Below are 24,497 nucleotides of genomic sequence, written 5' to 3'. Positions count from 1 at the left end.
ACCGGATTTTTCATAAAAACCCCAGAGAATAGATACCCTCGGAAAAGCTAATAATGATTCAGGTGCAAAAACCTTCTTTTCCTTTCGGGCTGGCCAACATATAGGGCTGTCATTAGCAATAGGTTACTAGATGTAGAAGCACTGGTAGTGCAAAAGGGGTTTTTGCAGTGAAATCAATAATAGGTTTAGCGCCGAAAAACTGTTCTTCGGGGTGGAAACATGGAAATCGATCTTGGCTGGAACGAGCTCAAGGAGTGGCTCGGGAAGGGGTTGAAGGCGCTACGGCTTTTAGGTGTATCCGACGAAAACGCGGAGGATATCAGCTACCGCTTTGGCGAGCTCTTGAACCGCTACGTTGATTCGGCCAACCGGGAGCAGCGGTTAATAAAAGAGCTCTGGGGCCAAGGCAACGAGATCGAGCGCCGGGCGCTCGCCTCGATGCTGGCCCGGCTTGTCGAGCGCGATACCATCGAACGCAAGAAACCCTCGCGGTTAAGTGACGTGGAAGGGCCCGACGAGACGACGGAAGGACGGAAGAAGCCGTAGATACCTACGTCCTTTTACCTTCGGCGCGCAGCAGCAGGAATTACCGGTCGTAAACTGAGAGCCTTTCTTCAATGTTCCTCAAGGAAGCACGGATCTCTTCGAAGTAATCGCGGTGCAATTGAAAGGCATCAAACAGGATCCTGATTTTGTCGAAGGCTTCGGTTTCGAGGCGCACCTCCAGCTGCGTTATCTGGGTCTGCAGGTTCTCCTGGCCCTTCTCCAGGTTATTTAGCCGGTTTTCGATCCGCTCTAGCCGCAGGACCTGTCTCCCTAAACCCTGTTCGAGACGCTCTAGCCGGTGCGCGTGGACTTCCTGGACGCGCCGGAGTTCATCCTGCCCCTGCCGGAGTTCATCCTGGCCTTGGCGGAGTTCTCTAAGTTCTTCGAGGATGTGCTGGAGGACTTGCTCCATACCTTGGCCCCCCTGATAGTTGTTGCATTATTTTACCACAAGCAAAGCTGACAGGGAAGGGCTTTTCTATGGGAGACGGACGGACGGCGATACAAGCGACTCTGGCAGGATCAGGTTCCCCGCCTATAACAACCGGTGAAGATAGATTTCAGTTTTCCCACGCTGTCGGTGAGGGCCAGGTAGATGTGGCCGGCCATGGTGGCGGCGGTTAGGAGAGTAAGAGAGTAGAGAATTTGTCGGATGCGGGCGAGACCCCCAGCCAGGTCACGGGCCGCGCGAAGGTACGCGCCGCGTAGAGGAAGAACCCTAAGGGCAAAGCGAAGATAGCTTCGAGCGGCCAGAAGGTATAGAGGAACTTCTGGCCGATATTGTATTTGCGAAACCGCGGTTTTTGGTCCGTAAGGTAGAGGTGGTACCTGGCAAAAGACGGTAATTTCTTGAGGTCGTACCGCTTGGGAAGGATCAACCGCCACTCCCGGCGCAGGACAGCGTAATAGAGGCGGGCGATAAAGCCACCGGTGAAGAGAAAGCCAGCGAGCGAATGAAGTTTCCGCGCGGTGCGGGGGCTGCCGTGGTAGGGCGGATTGGTAAGGTAAAGGCCGGTAGCCACAAGGGTGATGGCCAGGGGGGCGAGCGTCCAGTGAAAGATTCTTGCGGGTAGCGGGTGGCGTTTCTGAATCACGGGCCCAACCTCCTTTGGGGCTTAGATTGGGGAACCTTTGGGGTCCGTTTACGAACTGCGAACTATGATATGGGTGGCGCACGCGTAGCGGGGGTCAAAGGAACTGATGATCCGCCCGATTTCGACCGGTTCTGTCGGGTCGGCCACCGGGGTCCCTATAAGCGCCTCCTCCACTGGCCCGGGCCTGCCTTCGTTATCCCGCGGCGAGAAGTTCCATGCCGACGGGGTAATGATCTCGTAGCGGCTGAGGCGCCTTCCTTCCACCCGGATGTAGTGCAAAAGAGGCCCCCGCATCGCGTCGGTGAGGCCGAGGCCCTCTCCTGCCCGCGGGATTTCGTAAGGGGTGAAGACGGGTCGGCGCCGTTCAAGCTCCTCTATCCACTGCGCCATTAGTTGGCAGAGCACTCTTCCGTTTCTTTCGCGTGGGCCAGAAGCCGGTCGAGAACGCTAACCCCGCGGCGGTAACACCCCGTTGCCCAGAGACGGGCGAGGGGACCGCCCTCGAACGCCTTTCCCGCGTAGCGCGGCGCCTTAATCCAGAAGTAGGCGCCGGGTTTGTCCGGCTGCGGCCGGGTTGCAGCCCGGCCGGGCGCCTCCGGGGCTGCTGTTTCAAAATAGGCGTGACGGAGGTGCTCGACGACGGCGTTTGTATCTACTGCTTGAGCGCCGTTCTCATCCTCGACCACGCCGCTAGGGAAGTGGCAGTGCGTTCTTTCCGGGTTTACCGGGTACATGCCGAAGGTCAGGAGCCGCAGGGGGCGCTGGCCACGTTCGAAGTAGTCTTGGTAAGCGGCCGCGAGCGTTTCGGCGTCGGGGAGCATCTTCGCAGCGACAAACTGACCGAGGCGGTCGAGCTTGGCTTTTAAGTTGAGGATCAGGGCACCGTCCGGGGAGACGGAGGCACCGCCGGCAAGAATACCGTGCTGGTGGGGCGCCTTTTCCCGCCAAGCGCGGCGATGATTTCGTGAGCTACGCGGGCAACGCCGATGGCTTCCGCGTAATGGGCCATCAGGCGGGCCTCAGTTTCCGGCGGCAAGCGGTAGTCATGCCGGTAGCGGGGGGGTGAACGGAGGTTTCGCGGGCCCCCGAACGTAGTCGGGCAGGACTAGCAGGTAGAAGTGCCGGATATGGTTCTGGAGGGTTTCGGCCGCCAGGATGAGGTTCCGGATGCGGTGGCCGTTTTGCGGCGGCCGGACGTTCGCCAGGTCCTCGAGTGCGTAGGCTGCGGCGGTAGCGTGGGCTGTGGCGCAGATACCGCAGATGCGCTGGGCAAAATAAGGGGCGTCGCGCGGGTCCCGGCCCTGGAGCAGTAGCTCAAAGCCGCGGAAGAAAAGGGCCCCGACGCGGCAAGCGGTAACCTCCCCGTCGGCTACGGTGATTTCGACGTGGCCGCAGTTGTTGGCGCGGGTGATCGGGCTTAGCATAACCTGTTTTCGCACGGGTCCACCTCCGTTCCGAAACTTTTTATGGCATCTCACATCTAAGCTTTGCGTGCCTCTTAGCGCGGGCGTCGTGACAGAAGCTTGCGTAAAACGCCTGCGCGGGGCGCGTTCTACCCTTACGTGCTTTCTTGAGCGTCCGGGCCAGCCTGCCCGTAGCAATGTTGGCGGTTAGGTGCGCGCCGATGCCAAGTGCTGTCAGTACCCCTGTAAGTAACCCCGCGCGGTCGGCGTTAAGGCGCAGGGGCGGCGCTTCGAAGTCCGGCAGGTGTTCAAAGAAGGGGGAGAGGCCGTCGGGGAACGCGGGGCTGGCGCAGCCGATGCAGGGGGTGTTAGCGCCGACTGGCCAATTGGTATGCTCACCGCACCACTGGCGCACCGGGCAATCGGCATAGGTCACCGGCCTCTTGCAGCCGAGCCGGTACAGGCACCCGGCTTCACCCGGCTGTGCGGCGAAGTTACCATTTTCAAAATCCGCGCGCCGCGGGCAACGCTCGTGCACCGTTTCGCCGAAGTAAATGAGGGGGCGGTTATGGGCGTCGAGTTCTGGCATACCGTACGCCACTAAGTGGTAAAGGGTGCCGGCAAGCCAATCCGGGTGAACCGGGCAACCAGGGACGTTGATCACCTGCTGCGGGACCACTGCGCTTACCGGTTGGGCGCCGGTGGGATTGGGGTGGGCGGCGCAGGTACCGGCGGCCACTACGTACCGCGCTTTTGCCGCCAACTCTTGCACCGCTTCGAGGGCCGTCCAAGGCCGGCCGGCGCGATAGGCGATGACGCAGTAGCGGCCTTCTGCCGCCGTAGGGATGTTCCCCTCGACTACCAGGATATACTCCCCCGCCGCGTCGTCCGAAGCCGCCGCGAGCGGTTGTAGCGCAAGGTCTCCTTCGGCCACCATGGTGAAGGGTTCAAAATAAAAGTCAAAATAGTCCTCTACCATCTGCCAAAAATTAGGGTGACGCGCGTTGAGGAGCGAAAGAATATCTCCGGCGCAGCTGTTGGTGGTAAGCCAGATTACTTTTGGCCGCATGCGGCGCCTCCGGTCCGTTTTTTCTATTATTAACTTTCTGGCGGTCGGGGATGCGTTTCCAGACAGGCAAAACAGGCGGAAAAGGTTACCGGTGTTTGGTAATAACTGGTTTTCTATGGCCACGACGGAGCGCGGGAGGGGCTATTATCTTTTGCTGGCCGAGAAAAAATATAGAACGGGTGGTAAAGCGGTGCGCGAGGAAGGAAGGATTTCCGCCTTCGCGGCGATGGTTTACCAGGTGGCTATTGTACTGGCGGCAGCCGTTTTCTTCGTGCTTTCGATCATGGTGACTAAAGCGCGGCAGGACGCATGGCTTTCCGGATTCCTCGCCTGTCTTTTCGGTTTCCTGGTGGTTTTTATCGCCACCAGATTGGCCCTGCGTTTCCCGGAAGAAACAGTGGTAGAGTACGCACCCCGGCTGCTCGGAAAGTTTGGCGGTAAGCTGGTCGGCTTTATCTACACCTTTTACTTTTTCTACGGGGGCTATTACGTTATGCGCCAGTTCGGGGGAGCTTATGGCTACCGCTTATTACCCGCATACCCCGATTATCGTTTTTATCGTGGTTCTCGGTTTGTTGGCGTGTTACGTGATTTATTTGGGACTGGAGGTTTTATGTGCCGGGTTATTTTGGTTTGGGGGGTCTTTGCCCCGGTCTTCCTCCTGCTTTTGCTTTTGCTGGTCAAGGATATTCAGGTAACCCGCTTTCTTCCCCTGATGGAGTTTGGGTTTGGTCCGGTAATATGCGGGACGATTGCGCCGGCCGGGTGGCTGGCGCAGATGGCAGTGGTCTTTATGCTGGTCCCTTTTGTAAGCGACCGGTGGCGGGTGCTCCGCAGTGGAGCGAGCGCAGCTTAACTACCACATCCTCGAGCGGCTGATGCTGGATTACCCTGAAGGGGTTCCAGTTTCCATAGGGATGGTCAAAGATCGGGTGACTACTATCGCTGAGCTTGAAGACTGTAAAGATTTCTGGGAAGCGGCGGAAGCCATCCTGGCCGGGAAAGCGGTTCTTTTCTTGGCGGGTGAGACACAGGCGTTGGTGCTGGATACCCGCGGCTACGAGACGCGGTCGATCGGTGACCCCGAGATCGAGAGTGTGGTCCGTTGTCCTCGGGACGCCTTTGTAGAGGATATCGAGCGGAACATTATGCTCATTAGGCGGCGGCTAAAGACCCCAAACTTAGTGGTGGAAAGGTTCAATCTTGGGCGACTAACCCAGTCGATAGTGGTTCTCCTTTATATTAAAGGGCTGGTGACGCCGGAGTTGGTCGCGGAGGTTCGGTCGCGCGTTAAGAGGATAGATATGGATACCGTTTTTAGCTGCCACTACGTGGAAGAAATGGTGGTTGATAGCCCGTATTCCTTTTTCCCCCAGACCATTGCTACCGAGCGTCCCGACCGGGTGGCAGCAGCGCTGGCCGAAGGAAAACTGGCCTGCCTGACTGATACTACCCCGATGGCGTTGATTGTGCCGGCTACTCTTGCCGCCCTTTTGCAGTCGCCGGAAGATTACTACCATCCCTCCGTCATCAGTACCGCTATCCGCTGGCTGCGCTACCCCGCTTTCTTTATTTCGGTAACGGCCTCGCCACTTTATATTGCTATCACCACCTTTCACCAGGAGATGATTCCCTTCCGGCTTCTTCTTTCCGTAGCGGCGGCGTGGGAAGGGGTGCCGCTGCCGGCGGTCCTGGAGGCGCTCGTAATGGAGCTGACCTTCGAGCTTTTGCGGGAAGCGGGGATAAGGTTCCCGCGCCCCATCGGCCATGCGGTGAGCATCGTCAGGGCCCTGGTTATAGGGGAGGCGGCGGTTACGGCGGGGGTGGTTTCGCCGCTAATGGTGATCATAGTGGCGCTGGCCGGTATGGCGTCTTTCGCCACGCCTTCCTACGAACTGGCGCTCCCGATGCGCCTCTTTCGGTTCCCGCTGATGGTTCTCGCCGGAAGCCTGGGCCTTTTCGGGCTTACGGCCGGGTTGCTGGCGTTATTGATTCACCTGGCGGGGCTGCGCTCCTTCGGGGTACCCTACCTTACGCCTGTTGCCCCGCTGAAGTTCCCCGATCTCAAGGACGTTTTAGTGCGGGTACCCCTCTGGATGATGCGTACCCGTCCCGAAACTGCCAAGCGGAACTGGTACCGGATGCCGCCGGGGCTCAAACCCGGACCGCCGCCGGAAGAGTAAGGCAGAAAGCGAAAGGGTAAATGGGAGATGCTGAGGGGAGGGGATGGTGAGTTTGCGGTGGTTTGGTAATGCCAGTTTTGCTGGTGCTCACGTTCTTTACCGCTGGGTGCTGGGACTTTAAGGAGGTAGAGGACTTAGGTTTTGTTACCGGTATAGAAGTAGATGCTGCGCCCCACGGAAAGGTTGAACTTTTGGTTCAGCTACTGAACCCGCGCGTGGTAGGCGGTGCTGTCCGAGGCGCGGTAACGCCCGGCGCCAGCGCCTCGGCGAAGGGTTTCCGAAATTATACGGTGGTTTGGCCGGACCATCTTCGACGCGATAAGGGAACTTTCTCTAATTGTACCCAAGAGGCTTTTTTTTGCCCGGAACCGGGAGATCCTGTTCGGCGAAAGGCTGTCCCGGGAGGGGCTCGGGAAGGCGCTCGACTTCTTCGACCGGAGCGTCGATATCAGAAAGCTTGCCCACGTGCTGGTAGTGCGGGGGAAGATGCCTGAGGTGATGGAAGTGCCCAATCCCCACGAAATTGGTCCGGCGCTCCGGATTGACGTGCTGATGCGCGAGCAACAGCGGGCTAACCACTTCCCGCCGGTGAATTTGGGTGATTTCCTCGGCTTATTAGCGACGGAGGGGCAGGGAGCTTACTGCGCGGTGGTGTGGGTGAAGCGGAACCCCTCTTTTACCACCCGACCGGATAAGCCGTTTACGCCGGCACCAGAACCTTACCTCGAAATTAAGATCGGCGGTGCGGCTCTCTTCCGGGGGGAGAAACTGGTGGGGTACCTGAACGAACACGAGACGCGGGGGCTCCTCTGGACGCAGGGGAAGGTTCAAGGCGGGCATCTTGAGCTCTCTTGCCCGGATAAAAAGGGGCTTTTGTATCGGTCAACATTCCCCGGTCGAAGGCCCAGATTATACCGGAAATCACCCGCGACGGGCGGCTGATGGCCACAGTGAAGATTTCCGAGGAGGGAAACATTGCCGAAACAAACTGCGCCGTGGATGTTGGAAAGGAAGAGACGATAAAAAGGCTCGAGGCGCTCCAAGCGAAGCAAATTGAGCGAGAAGTGATGCGGGCGGTACGGCGTGCCCAGGAGTACAGGAGCGACGCCTTCGCCTTCGGGGCTGCTTTTCACCGGCGCTACCCCCGCGAGTGGCTGGCGATGCGGGCCCTTTGGGCGGAGGAATATTTTCCATCGCTAGAGGTGAAGGTTATTGCCGATACCAAGATCAGACGTATGGGGCTCAGACTCGGACCCGTACTCCGGAAGGAACTGCGATAAAGAATATTTTAAGCGAAGCGGAAAGTTGCGGTGATCGCCTTAGCCGTGAGGCTTCCCGCCGCACATTTAGAATTTTTAGGAGGGTAAGCGGGTGCTGGTCTACGTTTTACTCTTACTTCTTTTTTACGCCACCGTAGCCTACTTCGAAGTGCCCCGGATGCTCAAAAACGGGATGCGCCGGGAGCTTTACGCCTTCATCGTCATTTCCCTTTTTGGCTTTATCCTAGCCACGGGGCAGATTTTTCACTGGCCGCTGCCGAACGTCACCAAGGGGATCGAAGCGCTGGTGCGCCCGGTTTACAAAGCGGTTGAAGGGTGGCTTTTACCCCCGGAACTGCGCGGCTGAAAGCGGATTTTATGATTTTATGGTAAAATGAGAGGAGACGAAGGTGTTGAACGTGGAATAAGCTTTGGGACGGCGGCGATAGAAGGAAAAGCCGGAGGATAAAGGATTAAGACGGACAGGGGAGGCTTGGGATGAGTATTGAGAAACGTCTTGCGACGCTGGGGATCATGCTACCGGAGGCGCCACGGCCGGTGGCGGCTTACGTTCCTTACGCTATAGTAAACGGTCTGGTCTTTACCGCAGGGCAGCTTCCGGTCGTAGCGGGGAAGATCTGCTACACCGGGCGGGTAGGGGCAGAGCTGACGGTAGAGGAAGGGCGGGAGGCGGCACGCCTCTGCGCGCTCAACGCCCTGGCGGTGGTGCGGGCGGCGGCGGGGAGCCTCGACAACGTGATGCAGGTGATCCAACTGACTGGTTATGTGGCGAGCGCCCCCGATTTTTTCGGCCAGCCGCAGGTCCTAAACGGCGCGTCAGAGCTCTTAGAGGAGATCTTCGGAGAGGCGGGGCGGCACGCCCGGGTAGCGGTGGGGGCAAGCGCCTTGCCGCTTGGCGCGGCGGTAGAGCTCGCGCTGGTAGTAAAGGTAAATGCCCGTTAAGTGAACGTCGGCCTTTTACGGGTGCGGTATATTCTGGTGTCCAGCCTGCCCCGCTTGTCAAGTTAACCGGTTTAAGATAAACTGTCTTCGGACAAATTGCGTGTTCTTTTTCAAGGGGGCTAAATTTTGGCAAAGGGATTTAAGTCTTCTCCTGCTGGCCCCTGGCTGCTGGTCACCCTGCTCCTAACCGGCGGGCTGGCGGGCAGCGTCCTCGGCGAGTGGCTCGCCGTGTATGTTCCGGCGCTCAAAGCGGTTCCCCGGGTTGCTTTCGGGCCGGCAACGCTCAACCGCCGCTTCCTGACGCTCACCTTTAGTTTTTCGCTGGTGGTCGGACCGCTGACCGCTTTGGGGTTCACCATCGGCTACCTTGCCTACCGCCGGCTGTGAGGAAGTTATACCTTGCTTCCACTTCGCCCAGGCGGCGGGCGCTCTTGGCGAGCCTGGGTATGGAGTTTGTGGTGTTGGCGGTCCCGGTGGACGAAACGCTGCCACCTCTGCCACCGGGGAAGGCGGTCGAAGTGGTGGCCCTCCGGAAGGCGCAGGCGGTAGCCGCCAAGCTTGAGGAGGCGGCATTGGTTATCGGTGCCGATACGGTGGTGGTGCACCGGGGGCGGGTGTTAGGGAAGCCGCGCGACGCGACGGAGGCCTGCAGGATGCTCCGGAAGCTTCAAGGGGAGTGCCACACGGTCTTTACCGGGGTGGCGGTAGTAGCAGTGCCGGAAGGCAGGGCGGTGGCGGCCCACGCGGCGACGCGGGTTTGTTTCGCCCCCCTTAGCGATGCGGAGGTTGCCGCCTATGTCGCTACCGGGGAGCCGCTGGATAAGGCGGGAGGGTACGCGGCGCAGGGTCTCGGGGCGCTTTTTATCCGGCGGCTTGAAGGCTGTTACTTTAACGTAGTGGGACTACCCCTTCATCTTTTAGGGGAAATGTTAAAAGGCTTCGGTGTCAACCTGCTGCTGCGCCAGGATGAAGGCTGAAGGAAAAGAGAGCGTGTCTGGGACCGGGTGGCTCCCAGGCGCGCATGACACGGGGGTCAAGGTGAAAGGGCGGGTTGATTTAGGCGGAGAGGTGCGGCCGGCCTACCGGGTGGCGATGCGGGAGCTGCCCCAGAGCGCCCGACCACGGGAGCGGCTCTGGCGGGAGGGTCCGGGGGCGCTTGCCGAAGCAGAACTTTTGGCGATCATCTTGCGGACCGGTTCGCGGGAAGGATCGGCCCTCGATCTGGCTCGCTACCTCCTCGGGCGCTTCGGCGGGCTGGTGGGGCTGGGAAAGGCATCGCCGGAAGAACTGAGCACGGTCAAGGGCGTTGGCCCGGCGAAGGCAGCGCAGGTGGCGGCGGCGCTGGAGTTGGGGCGGCGGCTTGGCGCGGCCGTCCGGTTCCGGGTAGCGGTGAGCACCCCCGAGGACGCCGCGGCGCTGGTGGTGCCCGAAATGCGCCATCTTGAGCGGGAGGAGTTCCGGGTTATCTTGTTGGATACGAAAAACCGGGTAATCGGGGTGGAGACGGTGGCGGTAGGGAGCCTCAATAGCGCGGGGGTCCAGCCGCGGGAGGTTTTCAAAGGCGCGGTGCGGCGGAGCGCCGCCACGGTGATCCTGGTGCACAACCATCCGAGCGGCGACCCGACTCCAAGCCGCGAGGACGTGGCGCTGACGAAGCGGCTCGCGCAGGCGGGGGAACTCTTAGGGATCGAAATCTTAGACCATATCATCGTAGGGGATAATAAGTATATCAGTCTCAAAGCAGAAAAACTGCTCTGATTTGAACAGAAAAACGGCCTTAACGGAGAAGGGAGCTTCAAGGTGCTGCGTTTCGGCATTTTTTCCAGAGATTTAGGGATTGACCTAGGTACGGCTAACAGCCTCGTCTACGTGAAAGGGCGCGGTGTGGTGCTGCGCGAGCCGTCGGTGGTGGCCATCCAGAAGGATACCGGACAGATACTCGCGGTGGGCGAAGAGGCAAAGCAGATGATCGGGCGGACGCCCGGAAACATCGTGGCCATCAGGCCGCTGAAAGACGGCGTTATTGCCGATTTTGATACCACGCAGGCGATGATCGGGTATTTTATCAACAAGGCGCTACGGGGGCGGCGCTTTTTCCTCCGGCCGCGGGTGGTTATCGGTGTGCCGTCCGGCGTGACGACGGTGGAAGAGAGGGCGGTGCGGGAAGCGGCGCTTCAGGCTGGCGCACGGGAGGTTTACCTCATCGAGGAGCCGCTCGCGGCGGCGATCGGCGCCGGGCTTCCGGTGCATGAACCGACCGGCAACATGATCGTGGACATCGGCGGGGGAACGACTGAGGTGGCGGTTATCTCTTTAGGGGGCATCGTGACCAGCCGCTCCATTCGCGTTGCGGGCGACGAAATGGACGAGGCGATTATCCAGTACGTGAAGAAACATTATAACCTTATGATCGGTGAGCGCACCGCGGAAGAGATTAAGATCAAAATCGGTTCGGCTTATAAGCCGGAAGGGCTCGGCAGCGAGGATGTGCGCGGCCGGGATCTGGTGACCGGCCTGCCGAAGACCGTCAAGGTTTCGGCAGAACAGATTTATGAAGCGTTATCAGAACCGGTGGCCGCAATCCTCGAAGCGATCAAGGCGACCCTCGAGCGGACGCCGCCGGAGTTAGCGGCCGACATTATGGACCGCGGGATCATCATGGCCGGGGGCGGCGCGCTCTTGAAAGGGCTTGACCGCCTAGTGAGCGAGCAAACCGGGATGCCGGTCGGCTTGGCGGACGATCCGCTACTGGTGGTGGTTCGGGGGACGGGTTACGTGCTGGACAACATCGAGATTCTGCGGCGGGTGGTCCTGCAACCGCGGAAGGTGGGGTAAATGGCGCCTTCCTGGCGCGCGGCGAAAAAATTTTTTCTGGCATTCATTTTAGTTGGCTTGACAGTGGGCACGATTCACTTAACCCGGGCCGACCGGCCGGTAGACCTTAACCCGATAGCAGCGTGGACGCGGGACGTAGCGGCGCCGGTCCAGCGGGCGGTTTGGCGGGCTGCACAGGCGGTGGAAGCCAGGGCGACCTTTGTTTTTTCGCTGGGCCAGGAGAACGGCCGGACCCGGGCCCTGGAGAAGCAGGTAGCGGCGCTGGAGGGCGAGGTGCGGCGGCTCCGTGCGGTTGAAGCGGAAAACGCGCGCCTAAAAGCGCTGCTCAACTACCGGACGACCCGTTTTGAGGCTTCGTTGGTGGCGGCGGTGATCAGCCGGAGTCCGGATAACTGGTTCAGTACGGTCACCATCAACTGCGGCCGGGCTGAGGGCGTGACGCCGGGCGCGCCGGTACTTACTCCTGCCGGGCTTGTCGGGCGGGTGCTGGCGGCGAGCCAGCATACAGCTGAGGTGCTCCTCATCACTGACCCTCGGAGCGCGGTGGGAGCTGTTGTTTACGAGACGCAGACGCCTGGCATTATCCACGGGAACCTGGGTGAAGCCGGCGGCCTCAAGATGCGCTACGTATCGAAGGACGCGCCGGTGCGGCGGGGCTTTCTTGTGCTCACTTCCAACCTGAGCGGCGTCTTCCCGCCGGGGATACCTGTGGGCACGGTGACTAAGGTGGCAGAGGAAAAGAGTGGCCTTTTCAAAACGCTTTACCTGCAGCCCACGGTGAATCTCGACCATCTTGAAGAAGTACTGGTCCTACTAAAAAGCAGTAAATAAAGGCTGGGAAACCATCTTTTAACGGTAAACTTGTTTTTGGCCCGGAACTACGGCGGTGTTTGCTTCCGCTTAACTGCGGGTTGTTCTTCTTACCCAAATCCTTGGTTTTGATTGGGGTTGGGCGAGGCGTGCGGACGGTCGCGTTTCTAATCCTGATCGGGGTGGCGCTGCTTTTAGAAGAGACGGTGCTGCACTTCCTCCGGGTAGCCGGGGTGAAACCGGATCTGGTGCTGCTGCTGGTTATCTTCAACGGCATCCTGAAAGGCCCCCGCGAAGGGGCCTTTGGGGGTTTTATCGGCGGGCTGATAGAAGACTTTGCCTGCGGTCACTATATTGGACTACACGCGCTGAGCAAGCTCTGTGCCGGCTACGTAGCGGGTCTGGTAGAGGTGCGGGTTTACAAGGAGAGCCTGCTCGTGGCGGCGGTGGTGGTCTGGGGGACAAGTATGGTCGCCGGCGCCGTGGTCTACCTTCTGCTTGCGACCCTGGGCATCTTTGTCGCTCCTGCGGGCGCCTTTATCCGGGTGATCTTTCCCGTTGCGGTTTATAACGGACTGGTAAGCCTCCTCTTTTACCGCCTTTTTCACCGGGCGACTTTTTACGGAATCTTAAGGGAGGAACGCTTCTGACTTTGGAACGAAAAGTGGTGGAGAAGAAGGTCAGGGTTTTTATAGTGCTGGCCGTGGTTGTTTTTGCGGTCCTTTTTTTTCGTCTTGCTGAGCTCCAGATTTTCCGGACGGAACAGTTCGCGGTCCTGGCGCGGGAAAACCGCCTCCGCTTAATGACTATTCGCGCGCCGCGCGGTGAGATTTACGACCGGTACGGGCGGAAAATCGTCGGCAACCGCCCCGTCTATACGCTTTCAATCGCCAACCTGGGTAAACCGGTGCCCCCAGCCGTGATTAAGCGGTTGGCGCGCCTTTTAGGGAAGGACGAGGCGGAGCTGCGCGAAAAAATGAAGGCGCAGGTGCTTCCCTACGAGCCGGTCAGGATTGCAACCGACGTGCCGCTGTCAGTGGTCACCTTTATCGAAGAGCACCAGGAGGATTTCCCCGGGGTGCTGGTGGATATAACGCCCGTACGTGCTTATCCCTACGGGACGACGCTGGCCCACGTCATCGGGTACGTACAAGAGATCAAGCCTGAGCAACTCGAGAAGTATAAGGACGAAGGCTACAAGCTAGGTGACCCCTTCGGGCAGGACGGCATCGAGTACGTCTGCGAGCGCTACCTCCGGGGTGAGGATGGCGCCCGCTACCTGGAGGTTGACGCCACGGGCCGGCCGGTGCGCGACTTCGGCGTAAAACCACCGGTGTCGGGGGCGAACGTTATCCTGACTATTGACCTTAAGCTCCAGCGGGTCGCGGAGGAGGCGCTCAAAAGGGCGATTGAGGCCGCGCGGCATGAGGGCTACCCGGCGCCTGGTGGCGCTGCGGTGGCGGAGGATGTGCAGACAGGTGAGATCCTGGCGCTCGCGAGTTTTCCGGCCTACGACCCGGCAGCCTTCACCCGGGACCTGAAACCGCAGGAGGTGGCGCAGCTCTTCGGCGCGCCCGACAAGCCGTTTCTCAACCGGGCGCTCAGGGCCTACCCGCCGGGTTCGACCTTTAAGATGATCACGGCGATGGCGGCGCTCGAATCCGGGAAGATCACGCCCAATTTTACCATCCACGATACCGGCGTTTACGTCCTCGGGCGAGTCTTTCACGACTGGCTTCCCGGGGGCCACGGCCGTGTCGACCTCGTTAAGGCTATTCAGGTTTCCTGCGACGTCTATTTCTGGACCATCGGCAACCTGACCGGCATTAACGAGATTGCGCGGGTCGCGCGGGAGTTCGGGCTGGGGGAAGCGACAGGCCTCGGTCTTCCCGGTGAGGTCACCGGTGTGGTTCCGACACCTGAATACAAATACAGGACGGTCAAAGCTTATCTTGACGCCATCTTCAGTCCCCAGTTGAAAGCGGTAGAAAAAAGGTACGCCCCCCTTATTGCTCAAGCGCCGGATGACGAAGCGCGCGCACAGTTAGAGCGGGAACGGGACAGGAAACTCGCCGCGATTCGGGCGGAGTACGAACGCTACGCCTGGGATCTGCAGTGGCGGGCTTACGATACGCTCAATACCGCTATTGGGCAGGGTTACAACCTCTGTACCCCTTTACAACTTGTCAACTATGCCGCGACCATCGCGAACAACGGCATCCGGTACCGGCCGCACCTGGTGAAAAAAGTTATGGGGCCGGGAGGCGAGCTCGTCGCGGAATTCGGGCCGGAGGTTGTCGGGAGGGCGAAGGTGAAGCCGGAGACCCTGAAGGTGATCCAGGAGGGGATGGCGCTCGTGACGAAACCGGGCGGCACGGCGTACGGTGCCTTTTACGACCTACCCGTGAATGTGGCCGCAAAGACAGGTTCGGCCGAGGTTTCCGGACGGAAGGGAACCCACGCGCTTTTTATCGCCTACGCCCCGGTGGAGAAGCCGGAGGTGGCCGTAGCGGTTGTAGTGGAGAACGCGGGGCACGGCGGTTCGGTAGCGGCGCCGGTGGCGCGGAACATTTTTGCCGCTTATTTCGGGTTGCCGTTGAAGATGGAGCAGGGGATCCAGAAAACGGGTACCGGGGATTGATATTACTTGTAATTTTTGTCAAAATAAAGAAAAAGAAAAAGCCTTTAAACCAGCGGTTTTTCAGGTGCGTTTAGCAGGATTTGGTTTAAAGGCGGCGAATAGGGAGTAGGAAAGGGGGAGGGATCAGGTATGGCGTTGGAATCCGGGGCCGGTTCCTGGGCGGTGGGCCAGCGGGAAAAGCAAACGATTCTGATCTTGCGGACCCTGCGTTCGGGGCAAAGTATCTTTTATCCCGGGAATGTGGTCATTATCGGCGACGTTAACCCCGGGGCTCAGGTGACAGCCACAGGAGACGTAATTGTGGTCGGTGCGCTACGTGGGATGGTCCATGCTGGCGCGGGCGGCGACGAGGGCGCGATGGTGGTTGCTTTCCGGCTCGAGCCGACGCAACTGCGGATTGCTAACCACATCTCGCGGCCACCGGAGGGGATGACCCCGGCGAGGCAACCGGAGGTGGCGCGGATAAAAAATGGGGTCGTGACGATTGAGGCCTATGTTCCGGGGAGGAGAGCGTGCCAGAAACGGTCCGCGGTTTGCGCTGTCACCGAAGGGCGGGCAGCCGGAAAGGGAAGAGTGGCGCAGGGCTTCCGGAGAAGGCCAGGAGGATGTTTTACCGGGGAAATTTAACGGTGGGGAGGACAAAGAATGGGTGAAGTCATTGTCATAACTTCCGGCAAGGGAGGCGTGGGCAAGACCACGGCTACGGCAAACATCGGTGCGGGCCTGGCCATGCGGGGCTATAAGGTGGCCCTCGTTGACGCCGATATCGGCCTGCGAAACCTGGATGTCGTCCTGGGTCTGGAGAACCGGATTGTTTACGACCTGGTCGATGTGGCTCACGGCCATTGCCGTTTGAAGCAAGCGCTCATCAAGGACAAACGCTTCGACGGCCTCTACCTTTTGCCGGCCGCCCAGACTAAAGATAAAACGGCGGTCAAGCCCGAACAAATGAAGGAAATCTGCCACCAGCTCAAAGAGGAGTTTGATTACGTGATTATCGATTGTCCGGCCGGCATCGAGCAGGGGTTTAAAAACGCGATCGCCGGTGCGGAGAAGGCGATTGTGGTGACGACCCCGGAAGTTTCCGCTGTCCGCGATGCTGACCGGGTAATTGGGCTGCTTGAAGCGGCGGACCTGCGGGAGCCGAAGCTCATCATCAACCGGCTACGCCCGTGGATGGTGAAGCAGGGAGAGATGATGAATATCGACGATATTCTCGATATTCTGGCGGTGGACCTGTTAGGGGTAATCCCGGAGGACGAACAGATCATCGTCACCACCAATAAAGGGGAGCCGGTGGTGCAAGACCAGCGCTCGCGCTCCGGGGAAGCCTTCCGTAACGTCGCCCGGCGGATTTTAGGGGAGGAAGTGCCCCTCATGGACATGGACCTGGAGCGTAACGGAAACCTTTTTGCTCGGCTGCGGAAAATCATCGGGCTGGGGTAGCGGGTAGAGAGGAGGAAGGGTTTTGCTGGATTTCTTGGGGCACCTTTTCCGGCAGTCGCCGGCGAGCAAAGAGATTGCTAAAGAGCGATTGCGCCTGGTTTTAGTGCACGATCGGGCAAACGTCTCCCCGGAACTCCTGAAGCTGCTCAAGGATGAACTCGTCCAGGTGATCTCGCGCTATATGGAAATCGACGAGAAAGGGTTAGAGGTCACGCTCGGCACGTCAGAGAACATGGTGGCTCTGGTAGCGAGTATCCCGGTGCGGCGGGTGAAACGGGCGGTTAAGGCGGCTTCGGTGTAGGGTTATATATTCGTCTGTAAGGTGGTGCCGGCTATAAGAGGAGCCCGCGCGGCGGGCGCGGGTTTTTTGTCGTCCGCCGGCGGCGTCGGTTGCGAGACAAAATTTAACGCGCCGGTCGGGGGGCGTACTATATGGTGGAGGGAGGTGCGGGCCGTGACGGAACGGATTCTGATCGGCGCACCGGTACGGCAAAAGCCCCTGATTTTAGCGTGCTTTTTGCAGAGCCTCCGCAGGCTGCGGCGGGAGGGGCTGGAGGTCGACTATTTCTTCATCGACGACAACGAGGAGCAAAGCGCCTCGCAACTCCTCGCGACGTTTGCTACAGAAAACTCGCGGGTCTTCGTCGAAAGGGTGGAACCGGCGGGGGAATACGTCTGCGATGAGGTGACCCACCACTGGACACGGGAGCTTGTCTGGCGGGTGGCCGCGCATAAAAACCGGCTCATTACCGCCACACTGGAGCAGGGCTACGACCGCCTCTTCCTGGTAGATTCCGATCTGGTGCTTCATCCTGCGACGCTCCTCCAGCTTTGCGCTACGGGTAAAGAGATTGTGGCGGAGATTTTCTGGACGGAGTGGCAGCCCGGCTGTGGGAAACTCCCGCAGGTGTGGGGCTGCGATCACTACACCCTTTACGAGGTCCTTCCTGGCGAGTGGGTGGCGCCGGAGGAGGCGCTACTGCGTCAACAGCGGTGGCTGGAGCGCCTGGCGGAGCCAGGGCTTTACAGGGTCGGAGGGCTCGGGGCCTGTACGCTCATCGCGCGCGGCGTCCTCGAAAAGGGTATCAATTTTTCGCCCCTCTATAACCTTTCCTTTTGGGGGGAAGATCGCCACTTCTGTCTGCGCGCCGTAGCCCACGGTTACGAACTTTTTGTTGATACCTGCTGCCCCGCCTTCCATTTTTACCGTGAAACCGACCTGCCGGAAGCCTTAGATTACATGCACGAAAACGGGATCCTTACCGGTGACGACTGGTTCGGCGAATAGCACCGGGTGCTCGGCTGTGCGCGGCGGGCACTCATTTTCCGGGGAAGTACCGGTTGCTACGCAGCGGACCCAGAAGTTGGGCGCGGCTGTTTCGACGGGGCTCTGCAGGAGTTGGTTCGCGAGGAGCGGGCAGGGCTTCTTGAAGGGGTGCGCCGCGGAAAGTACGTAGCCTTCACGGAAGTCCCGGAGATGAGCCTTGGCGCAGCGGATGAAACCACGGCGACCGTTCGGGCGAAGGTGAAAAGCTTCGGGATTCTCGGGGAGCGTAATTTCATTACGGAGCAAGCGGCAACGGTGAAGCTGGCAAAGAAGGACGGCGAATGGCGGGTCACCGACTTGGACTTTAAGCCGGCACTGCGGCGAGAAGCGCCCCGGCGTTTCCCCTGGGGGCAAAGGGTGGCGAAGGCCACGGGCAACCGGATCACTTTAGCGATGGTGGTACGTAACGAGGCCGACCGCTTCCTCCGGCTGGTACTGGAGCAGGCGCGGGAGATCGTAGATGACGCTGTGGTGATCGATGATGGTAGCACCGACACGACGCCGGAAGTAGTGCGTGAGATACTGCAGGGCTTGCCACTCAAGCTGGTTCGCAACGAGGGGTCCCTCTTTGCGCGCAACGAAGCGGCCCTTAGGCGGATGTTGTGGGAAGAGACGGTAAAAACCGGGCCCGACTGGATCTTATGCCTTGACGCCGATGAACTTTTTGAGGCGGGGGCGGCACCGGTACTTAGGCGGATGGTCAACCAGGCGGATTTCGATTATTACGCCTTCCGCCTCTATGACTTCTGGACGCCGGAGGATTACCGGGAGGAGCCGCTCTGGTCGGCGCACTTTCGCTACTTCGTTCTTCTGGTGCGCTACCAGCCCTTTTTCCCGTATACCTAGTCGCAGAAGCCGCTTCCTTGCGGCCGTTTTCCCGCGAACGTGACGCTCTTGCCTGGGATCCAGAGCGGGCTGCGGGTGAAGCACCTCGGCTGGATGAGGCCTGCGGACCGTCTATCCAAGTATCTGCGCTACCGGCAGCTTGATCCTGAGGGGGTGTGGGGGATAAAGGAGCAGTACGAGACGATCCTGGATACTTTCCCCCGGCTTGTTCGCTGGCGGGAGTAGCGGCGGGAGGAGGTGGGGTGCGTGAGCGATAAGGAACTCTGGGACGCGCTGTGGGCGCAGGGGGAGCATCCGGAATGGGACCCGCTCTCCCAGGAGATCTACGACACGCTGATGAGGGAGTGGGGCAGTGTTACCGGCAAAAGGGTGCTGGAGGCGGGAGCCGGTTCTGGCCGGATTTCCCTGCGCTTGGCCGCTGCAGGAGCGGCGGTAGTGCTGGTCGATTTTTCAACAGAGGCTTTGTTTCTCGCCCGCAAGAACTTCCAGTGCCGGAACCTTGAGGCGGAGTACCTGCTTGCTGATATCAGGGAGCTACCGCTTCCGGACCATTATGTTGACTTTGCGTGGAATGCGGGGGTTTTGGAACACCTTGATTACCGTGGGCAGGTCCAGGCGCTTAAGGAGATGAAGCGGGTTACGCGGCCGGGAGGAGTGGTGGTGAGCTTTAACCCGAACGCGCGGTGCCTGCCCTACCGGGTAGGCAAGTGGGCGGCAGAGTATACCGGTACGTGGCCGTACGGGGTGGAAAACCCGGTGGTCAGCCTAGCGCCGGTGTGCCAGGAGGCGGGGCTAACCCTGAGAAAAGAGTACACCATCGGTCTCCTGGCGGGGCTGGCCTTCTTGGATTATGTTCCCAACAGCCGGACGGTGAGAGCGGCGGCGGAGGCGTTTTTGGGGCAGCTCCCGGTGGCGGAAAGGGACCTTTTTCCGGGGTACCTGCTGGTTTCGGTAATGTCTTCTGAAGGGTAGGGTGGTGGAAAGGTGACAGAAATTGCCCACACGCTCCTTTTTTTGGTGCGGGATAAGGACGACCTGGCGATGGCGGACCTCTGCCTCGGAAGTCTGGCTCGCAGCGCGCCCGGGGCGCTGGTGGTCTTCTACAACCAGGGCTTACTAACGAACGAGGCGCTGCGCTCGTTCGCGAACCGGTACAACCTTCGTACGGAAATCCTGGGCCGGGGGGAGAACGTGGGGATTCCGGCGGGCCGGATGGCCTGTTTTGAACATATCTGGGCCAATTTTCCGGAAGTCGCCTTTATTTCGGAGCTTCATGTGGATATGGCCTTCCCTATGGGGTGGGTTTCCCCGCTGCTCGCTTTTCTGAAACGCACCGGGGAGCCGATGGTCTGTCCCGGCATCCTCACGCGGGAAGGAGAACTCCACCCCGAAGGTAAGGGGAAAAAGGTGGTGCCGGTCGTACCCCTGCACGACCTGGCGGCGCTTTGCCGGCTGCTGGCCACGCTGACGGAGGAACGGGTGGTGACTGGTTTCGTTCACCCCGTGGTGCACCGGTCGGCGGCGCTGAGAGAAGTTGGCGGGTACGACCTGTGCTTCTTGAAAGGAAGGCAGGGGTTTGAGGATGACGCGCTATTACTCGGCTACCGGTACTACATGGGCACTAAAAGCGGCTGGCGGCCGAAGTGCCTCCTATCGGTCCGGGTCTTTCACGCGACGCTCTTTCAGCGGATGTTTCTCCCTGACAAGGAGTTAGAGTTCAACCGTAACCTCTCGGGACTGATCGCCCAGTACGGGATAAGGGGTCTTCTCGAACTTAGCCGCATTCACGGGGAGGAAAGCAGCTTCGGCGCTCTGGCGGCGGAAATGATACGCCGGCTATCCGGAGGGCAGAATGGCAGGTAACGGTAGAAGCGCAGTAAGACGGTTGCAACAACGGTTAGGTTTCCAGAAGTGGCAGGACCAAAACTTCACCTGAGAAGCAGGTCTTCTGGCGGCGGTGGCGCAAAGCCCACTTTTTATTTGCCAGAGGTGTTATTTTAAGTTAAAATAAGACTATTGGGCGGGGATGGTAACGGAGGACTACGCCGTGGCACTGGATCCGGAAGAAAATATGTGTTTTGCTTGTAGCTCGCGAAATCCGATCGGGCTTAAGCTTTCCTTCGAAGAGGAAGACGGGGTGGTGCGTGCCGTCTTTGCGGTGCGGCCGGAGCATCAGGGGTGGCCCGGGTACCTGCACGGGGGGCTTATCGCTACACTTTGTGATGAGGCGATGGCCCAGTGGCTTTGGCGCCGCGGGGTTGAGGCCTATACCGGCGAGCTCGCAGTGCGCTTCAAGAAAGGGGTTCCGGTGGGTGCGGTGCTCGAGGTGCGGGCAGAACTGGTAGAGGCCCGACGGAAGATGGCTATTTTAGGAGCAACAGTTCTATTCACCGACGGGACGGTGGCGGCAACGGCCACCGGAAAATTTATCTGCATCACTACCCCTGACGGGGCGACACGGAAAGAAACGGAGAAATTCATAACGAAGGATGAAGATTCACGGAGAGGTTAAGGGGGTTAATGACGAAGGAAGAAATTCTCGAATATATGCGCCGGAAGGCCTACCGCCCGCTTACAGTGGCGGAGTTGGCGCGGGTTTTCCTCCCTGATGGTAAGAATCTCACCGCTTTTAAGAAGCTCCTCCGGGAGATGGAAGCGGAGGGGCTTATCTACCAGACGCGAGCCGCGCGCTACGGCCTACCGGAGCAGTTTAACTTGCTGGTCGGGCGGATTGAGAGGTACCCGAAGGGCTTTGCCTTCCTTATCCCCGACCGGGAAGGGACGGCAGACGTTTTTATCCCCCCAGGGAGCCTTAACGGGGCGATGCACAACGACCGGGTGGCGGTGCGGCCGGTGCCCGGTGGCAGGGGGAAGACGCGGGAGGGAGAGGTTGTCCGGGTCTTAAAGCACGCCAACCATCGCGTGGTGGGGACGCTCCGTAAGAAACGGCGCTTTGCGGTGGTGGTGCCGGACGACCAGCGCCTCGGAGCAGACATCATCGTGCCGCGGGGCCGGCTCGCGGGGGCAAAGAGCGGCGACAAGGTGGTGCTCGAGCTCACCGCCTATCCGGCGCCGCGGACGCCAGCCGAGGGGCGGGTGGTCGAGGTTTTGGGGCCGGCGGATGCGCCGGGTATGGATATTACGGTTCTTTGCCGACGCTACGACTTGCCGGACGATTTTCCCGCCAGGGTGCTCCGGGAAGCCGAGGCGGTACCGGAAACGATTCCCGCCACGGAACTCAACGCTCGCCGTGACCTGCGGGAGGAGCTTATCATCACCATTGACGGGGAGGACGCCAAAGATTTTGACGACGCGGTGGGCCTCACGCTTCTGCCCGACGGTTCTTACCGGCTGGGGGTCCATATTGCGGATGTAGGGTTCTACGTGCGGGAAGACAGCGCCCTCGACCGGGAAGCGCTGAAACGGGGGACGAGCATTTACCTCCCGGGGCGGGTGGTGCCGATGCTCCCGCCGCGGCTTTCCAACGACATCTGCAGTTTAAATCCCGGCGCGGACCGGTTGACGTTCTCGGTAGAAATAACGCTTGATCCTGCGGGGCGCGTGCTGGCCTACGACATCTTTCCGTCGGTTATTAGGTCGCGGGAGCGGATGACCTATACGGCGGTGCGCGCTATCCTGGAGGGAGAACCGGAACTGCGGGCGCACTACGCCCACGTGGTGCCGATGCTCGAAAGGATGCGTGATCTCTGCCTTATCTTGCGCCGCCGCCGCCTTGCAGCGGGGGCAATCGACTTCAACCTTCCGGAGACGAAGGTGGAGCTTGACGCGGCGGGGCGGCCGGTGGCGGTTTACCGGGTGCAGCGGAGCATCGCCGAACAGATCATCGAGGAGTTCATGCTCTTGGCAAACGAGACGGTAGCGCGCCATGCGGCCCGGCTTGGCCTGCCCTTTATCTACCGGATTCACCCGAAGCCGGACCCGGAAAAGGTTGCGGCGCTGGAAGAGCTTCTGTCCGGCCTCGGTTACAGCGCGCAGGGACTTAGCCGTCTTGAACCGGCAAGCTTTCAGGCGGTGCTCGAAGCGGTTGCGGGAAAGCCGGAAGAGCGGCTGGTGAACGGCGTCATGCTCCGCTCCATGAAGCAGGCGCGCTACGCTCCGGAGCGTACGGAGCATTTCGGGTTGGCCTCGGAGTACTATACCCACTTTACCTCGCCGATCCGGCGGTACCCCGACCTTTTCATCCACCGGGTGCTGCGGGAGGCGCTTGGGGGCGGGACCCTGCCCGAAGAGCGGGCGGCAGCACTGCGGGCAAAGGCAGCCTTGGCGGCGGCGCTATCCTCCGAGCGCGAGCGGGTGGCGATGGAAGCGGAGCGCGAGGCAACCGAGCTCAAAAAGGTGGCCTTCATGCAGGATAAGATCGGGAATGTTTACCCCGGTTTTATTAGCGGTATAACCGCCTGGGGTTTCTACGTGGAGCTTGAGAATACCGTTGAAGGTCTGATCCACGTCCGGACGCTCACCGATGATTTTTACGTTTACGACGAGCGCCGCTACACCCTTACGGGACAGAACACAGGTCGCTGCTACCGTCTGGGCGATCCTGTCCGGGTACAGGTGGTGCGCGTTTCCGTTGAAGAGCGAATGGTCGAATTCGCACTCTTGACATCTGGAAACGGGGTATATTAAACTTTTCCTTGTATGATTTCGCATCCTTTTCCGGAGCACCGCAGAGTTTACGGCGTAATTTGGTTCGCGAGCGATTGTGAGCAGCAGAGGAGGTTAAGTAAAATGCGCAGTTTTATGGCCAAGCCCGAAGAGGTCGAGCGGCGCTGGTACGTGCTTAACGCTGCTGGGAAACCCCTCGGGCGGTTAGCAAGCAAAGCAGCGCACATCCTGCGCGGAAAGCATAAGCCGATCTTCACGCCGCATGTCGATACGGGTGATCACGTGATTATTGTGAATGCGGATAAGGTCCTCCTTACGGGGAACAAGTTAGAGAAGAAGCTCTACATCCGGCATTCCGGGTATCCGGGCGGCTTAAAAGTAATGAATTACGCAACGCTTATGAGAACGCGCCCGGAACTGGCCGTGCGCAAGGCGGTGGAGGGCATGTTACCGAAGACTAAGCTGGGCGCACGTATGGCCAGAAGATTGCGGGTTTATGCCGGTCCGGAGCACCCGCACCAGGCGCAAAAGCCGGAAGTAATGGAGCTTTAAATTGAGGAGGGGTTGAGGTGGCCAGGGTTCACTTTTACGGTACGGGAAGACGGAAAAACGCGATCGCCCGGGTGTTTCTCACACCCGGTGAAGGTAATATGGTCGTTAACGAGCGCCCGCTGGATGCTTACTTTAGGCGGAAAACTCTCGAAGTGCTGGTAAAACAGCCGTTAGAAATTACCGGGATGCTCGGGCGCTTCGACGTTAAGGCTAAAGTGGTCGGCGGCGGTATTAGCGGACAGGCGGGCGCGGTACAGCTCGGTATCGCCCGGGCGTTGGTTGAGGCAGATCCGAACCTGCGTCCGGTTTTAAAGAAAGCCGGCTTTCTAACGCGCGACCCGCGGATGAAGGAGCGCCGTAAGTACGGGCTCAAGAAGGCGCGGCGGGCGCCGCAGTTCTCGAAGCGCTAAGGCTTCAGGTGGCGGCTTTAGGGTTCTTGCGGCGTTAAAATTATCGTAGGGAACTTTAAGTTTGTTCCGGGTTTGGGATTTGAAGTGCAAAGTCGTAGGAAATAGGACGTAGCGTTCGCTACTTGCTCCGTAAGGGTAATAACTCCTTTTCCGGTAACGTAAAGTTTTTGCAGACCGGTCGGGAAAGGAGTTATTTTTTTGCGGTTGGAGAAAAGGCATCGCGCCGGATTAAAATTTCTGGTTTTAGTTGTCGGGGCGTATCTCTTGGCGGCGGTAGCGGTACGGACTTACCAGTTTATGGTAGTAGAGGCTGCGGTCCGGGAGGTTGCGGTCCTGGCGCCCGTAGTTATCGATCGGCTGGTGGTGGTCGATCCGGGCCACGGCGGCCCTGATCCGGGCGTGGTCCGGGAAGGAATTAAGGAAAAGGACCTGTATTTTTGTAAGCATTCACGTCAACAGTTTTGAGGAGGATAACGAGTATGGCGCC

The 24,497-nt window shown here is 59.7% G+C and carries 34 protein-coding genes; 27 read left to right on the top strand and 7 right to left on the bottom strand.

All coding sequences use genetic code 11. From position 1 onward, the window contains the following. Nucleotides 1–219: 219 nt before the first annotated feature. Complete coding sequence (locus ACUVTA_RS01505) at nucleotides 220–546, top strand: DUF3243 family protein (RefSeq protein ID WP_445951214.1); 327 nt, start codon at nucleotides 220–222, stop codon at nucleotides 544–546. A 40-nt stretch (nucleotides 547–586) separates the two neighbouring features. Here ACUVTA_RS01505 and ACUVTA_RS01500 read toward each other — a convergent pair whose 3' ends face one another. The 7 genes from ACUVTA_RS01500 to ACUVTA_RS01470 all read right to left on the bottom strand — a co-directional run bounded on the left by ACUVTA_RS01500 (nucleotide 587) and on the right by ACUVTA_RS01470 (nucleotide 4,112). Continuing rightward, complete coding sequence (locus tag ACUVTA_RS01500) at nucleotides 587–958, bottom strand: hypothetical protein (protein ID WP_445951213.1); 372 nt, start codon at nucleotides 956–958, stop codon at nucleotides 587–589. Between the two features lie 208 nt (nucleotides 959–1,166). Beyond that, the gene (locus tag ACUVTA_RS01495) at nucleotides 1,167–1,640 is read right to left on the bottom strand and encodes a cytochrome b/b6 domain-containing protein (RefSeq protein WP_445951212.1); all 474 of its coding nucleotides are present in this window, start codon (nucleotides 1,638–1,640) and stop codon (nucleotides 1,167–1,169) included. A gap of 48 nt (nucleotides 1,641–1,688) precedes the next feature. Continuing rightward, entirely contained in the window at nucleotides 1,689–2,030 is a 342-nt protein-coding gene (locus ACUVTA_RS01490; RefSeq protein WP_445951211.1) for a nickel-dependent hydrogenase large subunit, read from the bottom strand. Continuing rightward, nucleotides 2,030–2,557, bottom strand: a complete 528-nt coding sequence (locus ACUVTA_RS01485) for a nickel-dependent hydrogenase large subunit (protein WP_445951219.1) — start codon at nucleotides 2,555–2,557, stop codon at nucleotides 2,030–2,032. The genes ACUVTA_RS01490 and ACUVTA_RS01485 overlap by 1 nt, the downstream gene beginning before the upstream one ends. Beyond that, nucleotides 2,515–2,676: a hypothetical protein gene (locus ACUVTA_RS01480; RefSeq protein WP_445951210.1), complete on the bottom strand. Its 162-nt coding sequence runs from the start codon at nucleotides 2,674–2,676 to the stop codon at nucleotides 2,515–2,517. The genes ACUVTA_RS01485 and ACUVTA_RS01480 overlap by 43 nt, the downstream gene beginning before the upstream one ends. A 7-nt stretch (nucleotides 2,677–2,683) precedes the next feature. Further along, nucleotides 2,684–3,079, bottom strand: coding sequence for a nickel-dependent hydrogenase large subunit (locus ACUVTA_RS01475; RefSeq protein ID WP_445951209.1), 396 nt, complete (start codon nucleotides 3,077–3,079; stop codon nucleotides 2,684–2,686). A 25-nt stretch (nucleotides 3,080–3,104) separates the two neighbouring features. Then, on the bottom strand, nucleotides 3,105–4,112 hold the full coding sequence (locus ACUVTA_RS01470; protein ID WP_445951208.1) for a hydrogenase small subunit: 1,008 nt from the start codon (nucleotides 4,110–4,112) through the stop codon (nucleotides 3,105–3,107). A 115-nt stretch (nucleotides 4,113–4,227) separates the two neighbouring features. On the opposite strand from ACUVTA_RS01470, the gene ACUVTA_RS01465 reads away from it, so the two are divergent. The 26 genes from ACUVTA_RS01465 (at nucleotide 4,228) to ACUVTA_RS01340 (ending at nucleotide 24,475) form a co-directional block, all read left to right on the top strand. Continuing rightward, nucleotides 4,228–4,968: a GerAB/ArcD/ProY family transporter gene (locus ACUVTA_RS01465; protein ID WP_445951207.1), complete on the top strand. Its 741-nt coding sequence runs from the start codon at nucleotides 4,228–4,230 to the stop codon at nucleotides 4,966–4,968. After that, nucleotides 4,949–6,295, top strand: a complete 1,347-nt coding sequence (locus tag ACUVTA_RS01460) for a spore germination protein (protein WP_445951206.1) — start codon at nucleotides 4,949–4,951, stop codon at nucleotides 6,293–6,295. The genes ACUVTA_RS01465 and ACUVTA_RS01460 overlap by 20 nt, the downstream gene beginning before the upstream one ends. Before the next feature lie 282 nt (nucleotides 6,296–6,577). Beyond that, complete coding sequence (locus ACUVTA_RS01455; RefSeq protein WP_445951218.1) at nucleotides 6,578–7,237, top strand: Ger(x)C family spore germination protein; 660 nt, start codon at nucleotides 6,578–6,580, stop codon at nucleotides 7,235–7,237. Further along, nucleotides 7,183–7,575, top strand: coding sequence for a Ger(x)C family spore germination C-terminal domain-containing protein (locus ACUVTA_RS01450; protein WP_445951217.1), 393 nt, complete (start codon nucleotides 7,183–7,185; stop codon nucleotides 7,573–7,575). Before ACUVTA_RS01455 ends, ACUVTA_RS01450 begins: the two co-directional genes overlap by 55 nt. A gap of 91 nt (nucleotides 7,576–7,666) precedes the next feature. Beyond that, nucleotides 7,667–7,921, top strand: a complete 255-nt coding sequence (locus ACUVTA_RS01445) for a hypothetical protein (RefSeq protein WP_445951205.1) — start codon at nucleotides 7,667–7,669, stop codon at nucleotides 7,919–7,921. A 131-nt stretch (nucleotides 7,922–8,052) separates the two neighbouring features. Continuing rightward, on the top strand, nucleotides 8,053–8,517 hold the full coding sequence (locus ACUVTA_RS01440; RefSeq protein ID WP_445951204.1) for a RidA family protein: 465 nt from the start codon (nucleotides 8,053–8,055) through the stop codon (nucleotides 8,515–8,517). Between the two features lie 126 nt (nucleotides 8,518–8,643). Beyond that, nucleotides 8,644–8,904 (top strand): DUF4321 domain-containing protein, encoded by a 261-nt coding sequence (locus ACUVTA_RS01435; protein ID WP_445951203.1) that lies wholly within the window; start codon nucleotides 8,644–8,646, stop codon nucleotides 8,902–8,904. After that, a complete protein-coding gene (locus ACUVTA_RS01430) occupies nucleotides 8,901–9,494 on the top strand; it encodes a Maf family protein (RefSeq protein WP_445951202.1) in 594 nt (197 codons plus the stop codon). The genes ACUVTA_RS01435 and ACUVTA_RS01430 overlap by 4 nt, the downstream gene beginning before the upstream one ends. Nucleotides 9,495–9,609: 115 nt before the next feature. Further along, entirely contained in the window at nucleotides 9,610–10,275 is a 666-nt protein-coding gene (gene radC / locus ACUVTA_RS01425) for a RadC family protein (protein ID WP_445951216.1), read from the top strand. Nucleotides 10,276–10,320: 45 nt separating this feature from the next. After that, nucleotides 10,321–11,352 (top strand): rod shape-determining protein, encoded by a 1,032-nt coding sequence (locus ACUVTA_RS01420; protein WP_445951215.1) that lies wholly within the window; start codon nucleotides 10,321–10,323, stop codon nucleotides 11,350–11,352. Continuing rightward, complete coding sequence (mreC, locus tag ACUVTA_RS01415; RefSeq protein ID WP_445951201.1) at nucleotides 11,353–12,183, top strand: rod shape-determining protein MreC; 831 nt, start codon at nucleotides 11,353–11,355, stop codon at nucleotides 12,181–12,183. Between the two features lie 128 nt (nucleotides 12,184–12,311). Next, entirely contained in the window at nucleotides 12,312–12,812 is a 501-nt protein-coding gene (gene mreD, locus ACUVTA_RS01410) for a rod shape-determining protein MreD (protein WP_445951200.1), read from the top strand. A 2-nt stretch (nucleotides 12,813–12,814) separates the two neighbouring features. Further along, nucleotides 12,815–14,803, top strand: a complete 1,989-nt coding sequence (gene mrdA / locus ACUVTA_RS01405; RefSeq protein WP_445951199.1) for a penicillin-binding protein 2 — start codon at nucleotides 12,815–12,817, stop codon at nucleotides 14,801–14,803. A 129-nt stretch (nucleotides 14,804–14,932) separates the two neighbouring features. Beyond that, nucleotides 14,933–15,430 carry a septum site-determining protein MinC gene (locus ACUVTA_RS01400; protein WP_445951198.1) on the top strand — a complete coding sequence of 166 codons (498 nt, stop codon included), beginning with the start codon at nucleotides 14,933–14,935 and terminating at the stop codon, nucleotides 15,428–15,430. Between the two features lie 18 nt (nucleotides 15,431–15,448). Then, on the top strand, nucleotides 15,449–16,249 hold the full coding sequence (gene minD, locus ACUVTA_RS01395; protein WP_445951197.1) for a septum site-determining protein MinD: 801 nt from the start codon (nucleotides 15,449–15,451) through the stop codon (nucleotides 16,247–16,249). A 22-nt stretch (nucleotides 16,250–16,271) separates the two neighbouring features. Next, complete coding sequence (gene minE, locus ACUVTA_RS01390; protein WP_445951196.1) at nucleotides 16,272–16,550, top strand: cell division topological specificity factor MinE; 279 nt, start codon at nucleotides 16,272–16,274, stop codon at nucleotides 16,548–16,550. Nucleotides 16,551–16,703: 153 nt separating this feature from the next. After that, complete coding sequence (locus ACUVTA_RS01385; RefSeq protein WP_445951195.1) at nucleotides 16,704–17,537, top strand: glycosyltransferase family 2 protein; 834 nt, start codon at nucleotides 16,704–16,706, stop codon at nucleotides 17,535–17,537. A 6-nt stretch (nucleotides 17,538–17,543) separates the two neighbouring features. Continuing rightward, a complete protein-coding gene (locus ACUVTA_RS01380; protein WP_445951194.1) occupies nucleotides 17,544–18,422 on the top strand; it encodes a glycosyltransferase in 879 nt (292 codons plus the stop codon). Nucleotides 18,423–18,461: 39 nt separating this feature from the next. Continuing rightward, the gene (locus tag ACUVTA_RS01375; protein WP_445951193.1) at nucleotides 18,462–18,647 is read left to right on the top strand and encodes a hypothetical protein; all 186 of its coding nucleotides are present in this window, start codon (nucleotides 18,462–18,464) and stop codon (nucleotides 18,645–18,647) included. A gap of 21 nt (nucleotides 18,648–18,668) precedes the next feature. After that, entirely contained in the window at nucleotides 18,669–19,394 is a 726-nt protein-coding gene (locus ACUVTA_RS01370; RefSeq protein ID WP_445951192.1) for a class I SAM-dependent methyltransferase, read from the top strand. A gap of 12 nt (nucleotides 19,395–19,406) precedes the next feature. Beyond that, on the top strand, nucleotides 19,407–20,285 hold the full coding sequence (locus ACUVTA_RS01365; RefSeq protein ID WP_445951191.1) for a hypothetical protein: 879 nt from the start codon (nucleotides 19,407–19,409) through the stop codon (nucleotides 20,283–20,285). Nucleotides 20,286–20,448: 163 nt separating this feature from the next. Then, nucleotides 20,449–20,934 carry a PaaI family thioesterase gene (locus tag ACUVTA_RS01360; protein WP_445951190.1) on the top strand — a complete coding sequence of 162 codons (486 nt, stop codon included), beginning with the start codon at nucleotides 20,449–20,451 and terminating at the stop codon, nucleotides 20,932–20,934. An 8-nt stretch (nucleotides 20,935–20,942) separates the two neighbouring features. Continuing rightward, nucleotides 20,943–23,069 (top strand): ribonuclease R, encoded by a 2,127-nt coding sequence (gene rnr, locus ACUVTA_RS01355; RefSeq protein ID WP_445951189.1) that lies wholly within the window; start codon nucleotides 20,943–20,945, stop codon nucleotides 23,067–23,069. Between the two features lie 102 nt (nucleotides 23,070–23,171). Continuing rightward, a complete protein-coding gene (gene rplM / locus ACUVTA_RS01350; RefSeq protein ID WP_445951188.1) occupies nucleotides 23,172–23,600 on the top strand; it encodes a 50S ribosomal protein L13 in 429 nt (142 codons plus the stop codon). A 17-nt stretch (nucleotides 23,601–23,617) separates the two neighbouring features. Next, on the top strand, nucleotides 23,618–24,010 hold the full coding sequence (gene rpsI / locus ACUVTA_RS01345) for a 30S ribosomal protein S9 (RefSeq protein ID WP_445951187.1): 393 nt from the start codon (nucleotides 23,618–23,620) through the stop codon (nucleotides 24,008–24,010). A gap of 198 nt (nucleotides 24,011–24,208) precedes the next feature. Continuing rightward, a complete protein-coding gene (locus ACUVTA_RS01340) occupies nucleotides 24,209–24,475 on the top strand; it encodes a hypothetical protein (RefSeq protein ID WP_445951186.1) in 267 nt (88 codons plus the stop codon). The last annotated feature ends 22 nt before the right edge of the window (nucleotides 24,476–24,497 follow it).

It is taken from the genome of Thermodesulfitimonas sp. (assembly GCF_052743955.1).
The sequence above is the reverse complement of the archived record's forward strand: the minus strand, read 5'-3'. Positions and strand labels throughout refer to the sequence as shown.

Bases quoted from the DNA above. Each gene is read 5' to 3' on its own strand.
- ACUVTA_RS01505 (WP_445951214.1), top strand. From the start codon at position 220: ATGGAAATCGATCTTGGCTGGAACGAGCTCAAGGAGTGGCTCGGGAAG.
- ACUVTA_RS01500 (WP_445951213.1), bottom strand. From the start codon at position 958: ATGGAGCAAGTCCTCCAGCACATCCTCGAAGAACTTAGAGAACTCCGC.
- rplM (WP_445951188.1), top strand. From the start codon at position 23,172: ATGCGCAGTTTTATGGCCAAGCCCGAAGAGGTCGAGCGGCGCTGGTAC.
- rnr (WP_445951189.1), top strand. From the start codon at position 20,943: ATGACGAAGGAAGAAATTCTCGAATATATGCGCCGGAAGGCCTACCGC.
- mreC (WP_445951201.1), top strand. From the start codon at position 11,353: ATGGCGCCTTCCTGGCGCGCGGCGAAAAAATTTTTTCTGGCATTCATT.
- ACUVTA_RS01465 (WP_445951207.1), top strand. From the start codon at position 4,228: ATGGCCACGACGGAGCGCGGGAGGGGCTATTATCTTTTGCTGGCCGAG.
- minD (WP_445951197.1), top strand. From the start codon at position 15,449: ATGGGTGAAGTCATTGTCATAACTTCCGGCAAGGGAGGCGTGGGCAAG.
- ACUVTA_RS01400 (WP_445951198.1), top strand. From the start codon at position 14,933: ATGGCGTTGGAATCCGGGGCCGGTTCCTGGGCGGTGGGCCAGCGGGAA.
- radC (WP_445951216.1), top strand. From the start codon at position 9,610: ATGCGGGAGCTGCCCCAGAGCGCCCGACCACGGGAGCGGCTCTGGCGG.
- ACUVTA_RS01360 (WP_445951190.1), top strand. From the start codon at position 20,449: ATGGTAACGGAGGACTACGCCGTGGCACTGGATCCGGAAGAAAATATG.
- ACUVTA_RS01470 (WP_445951208.1), bottom strand. From the start codon at position 4,112: ATGCGGCCAAAAGTAATCTGGCTTACCACCAACAGCTGCGCCGGAGAT.
- ACUVTA_RS01490 (WP_445951211.1), bottom strand. From the start codon at position 2,030: ATGGCGCAGTGGATAGAGGAGCTTGAACGGCGCCGACCCGTCTTCACC.
- ACUVTA_RS01440 (WP_445951204.1), top strand. From the start codon at position 8,053: ATGAGTATTGAGAAACGTCTTGCGACGCTGGGGATCATGCTACCGGAG.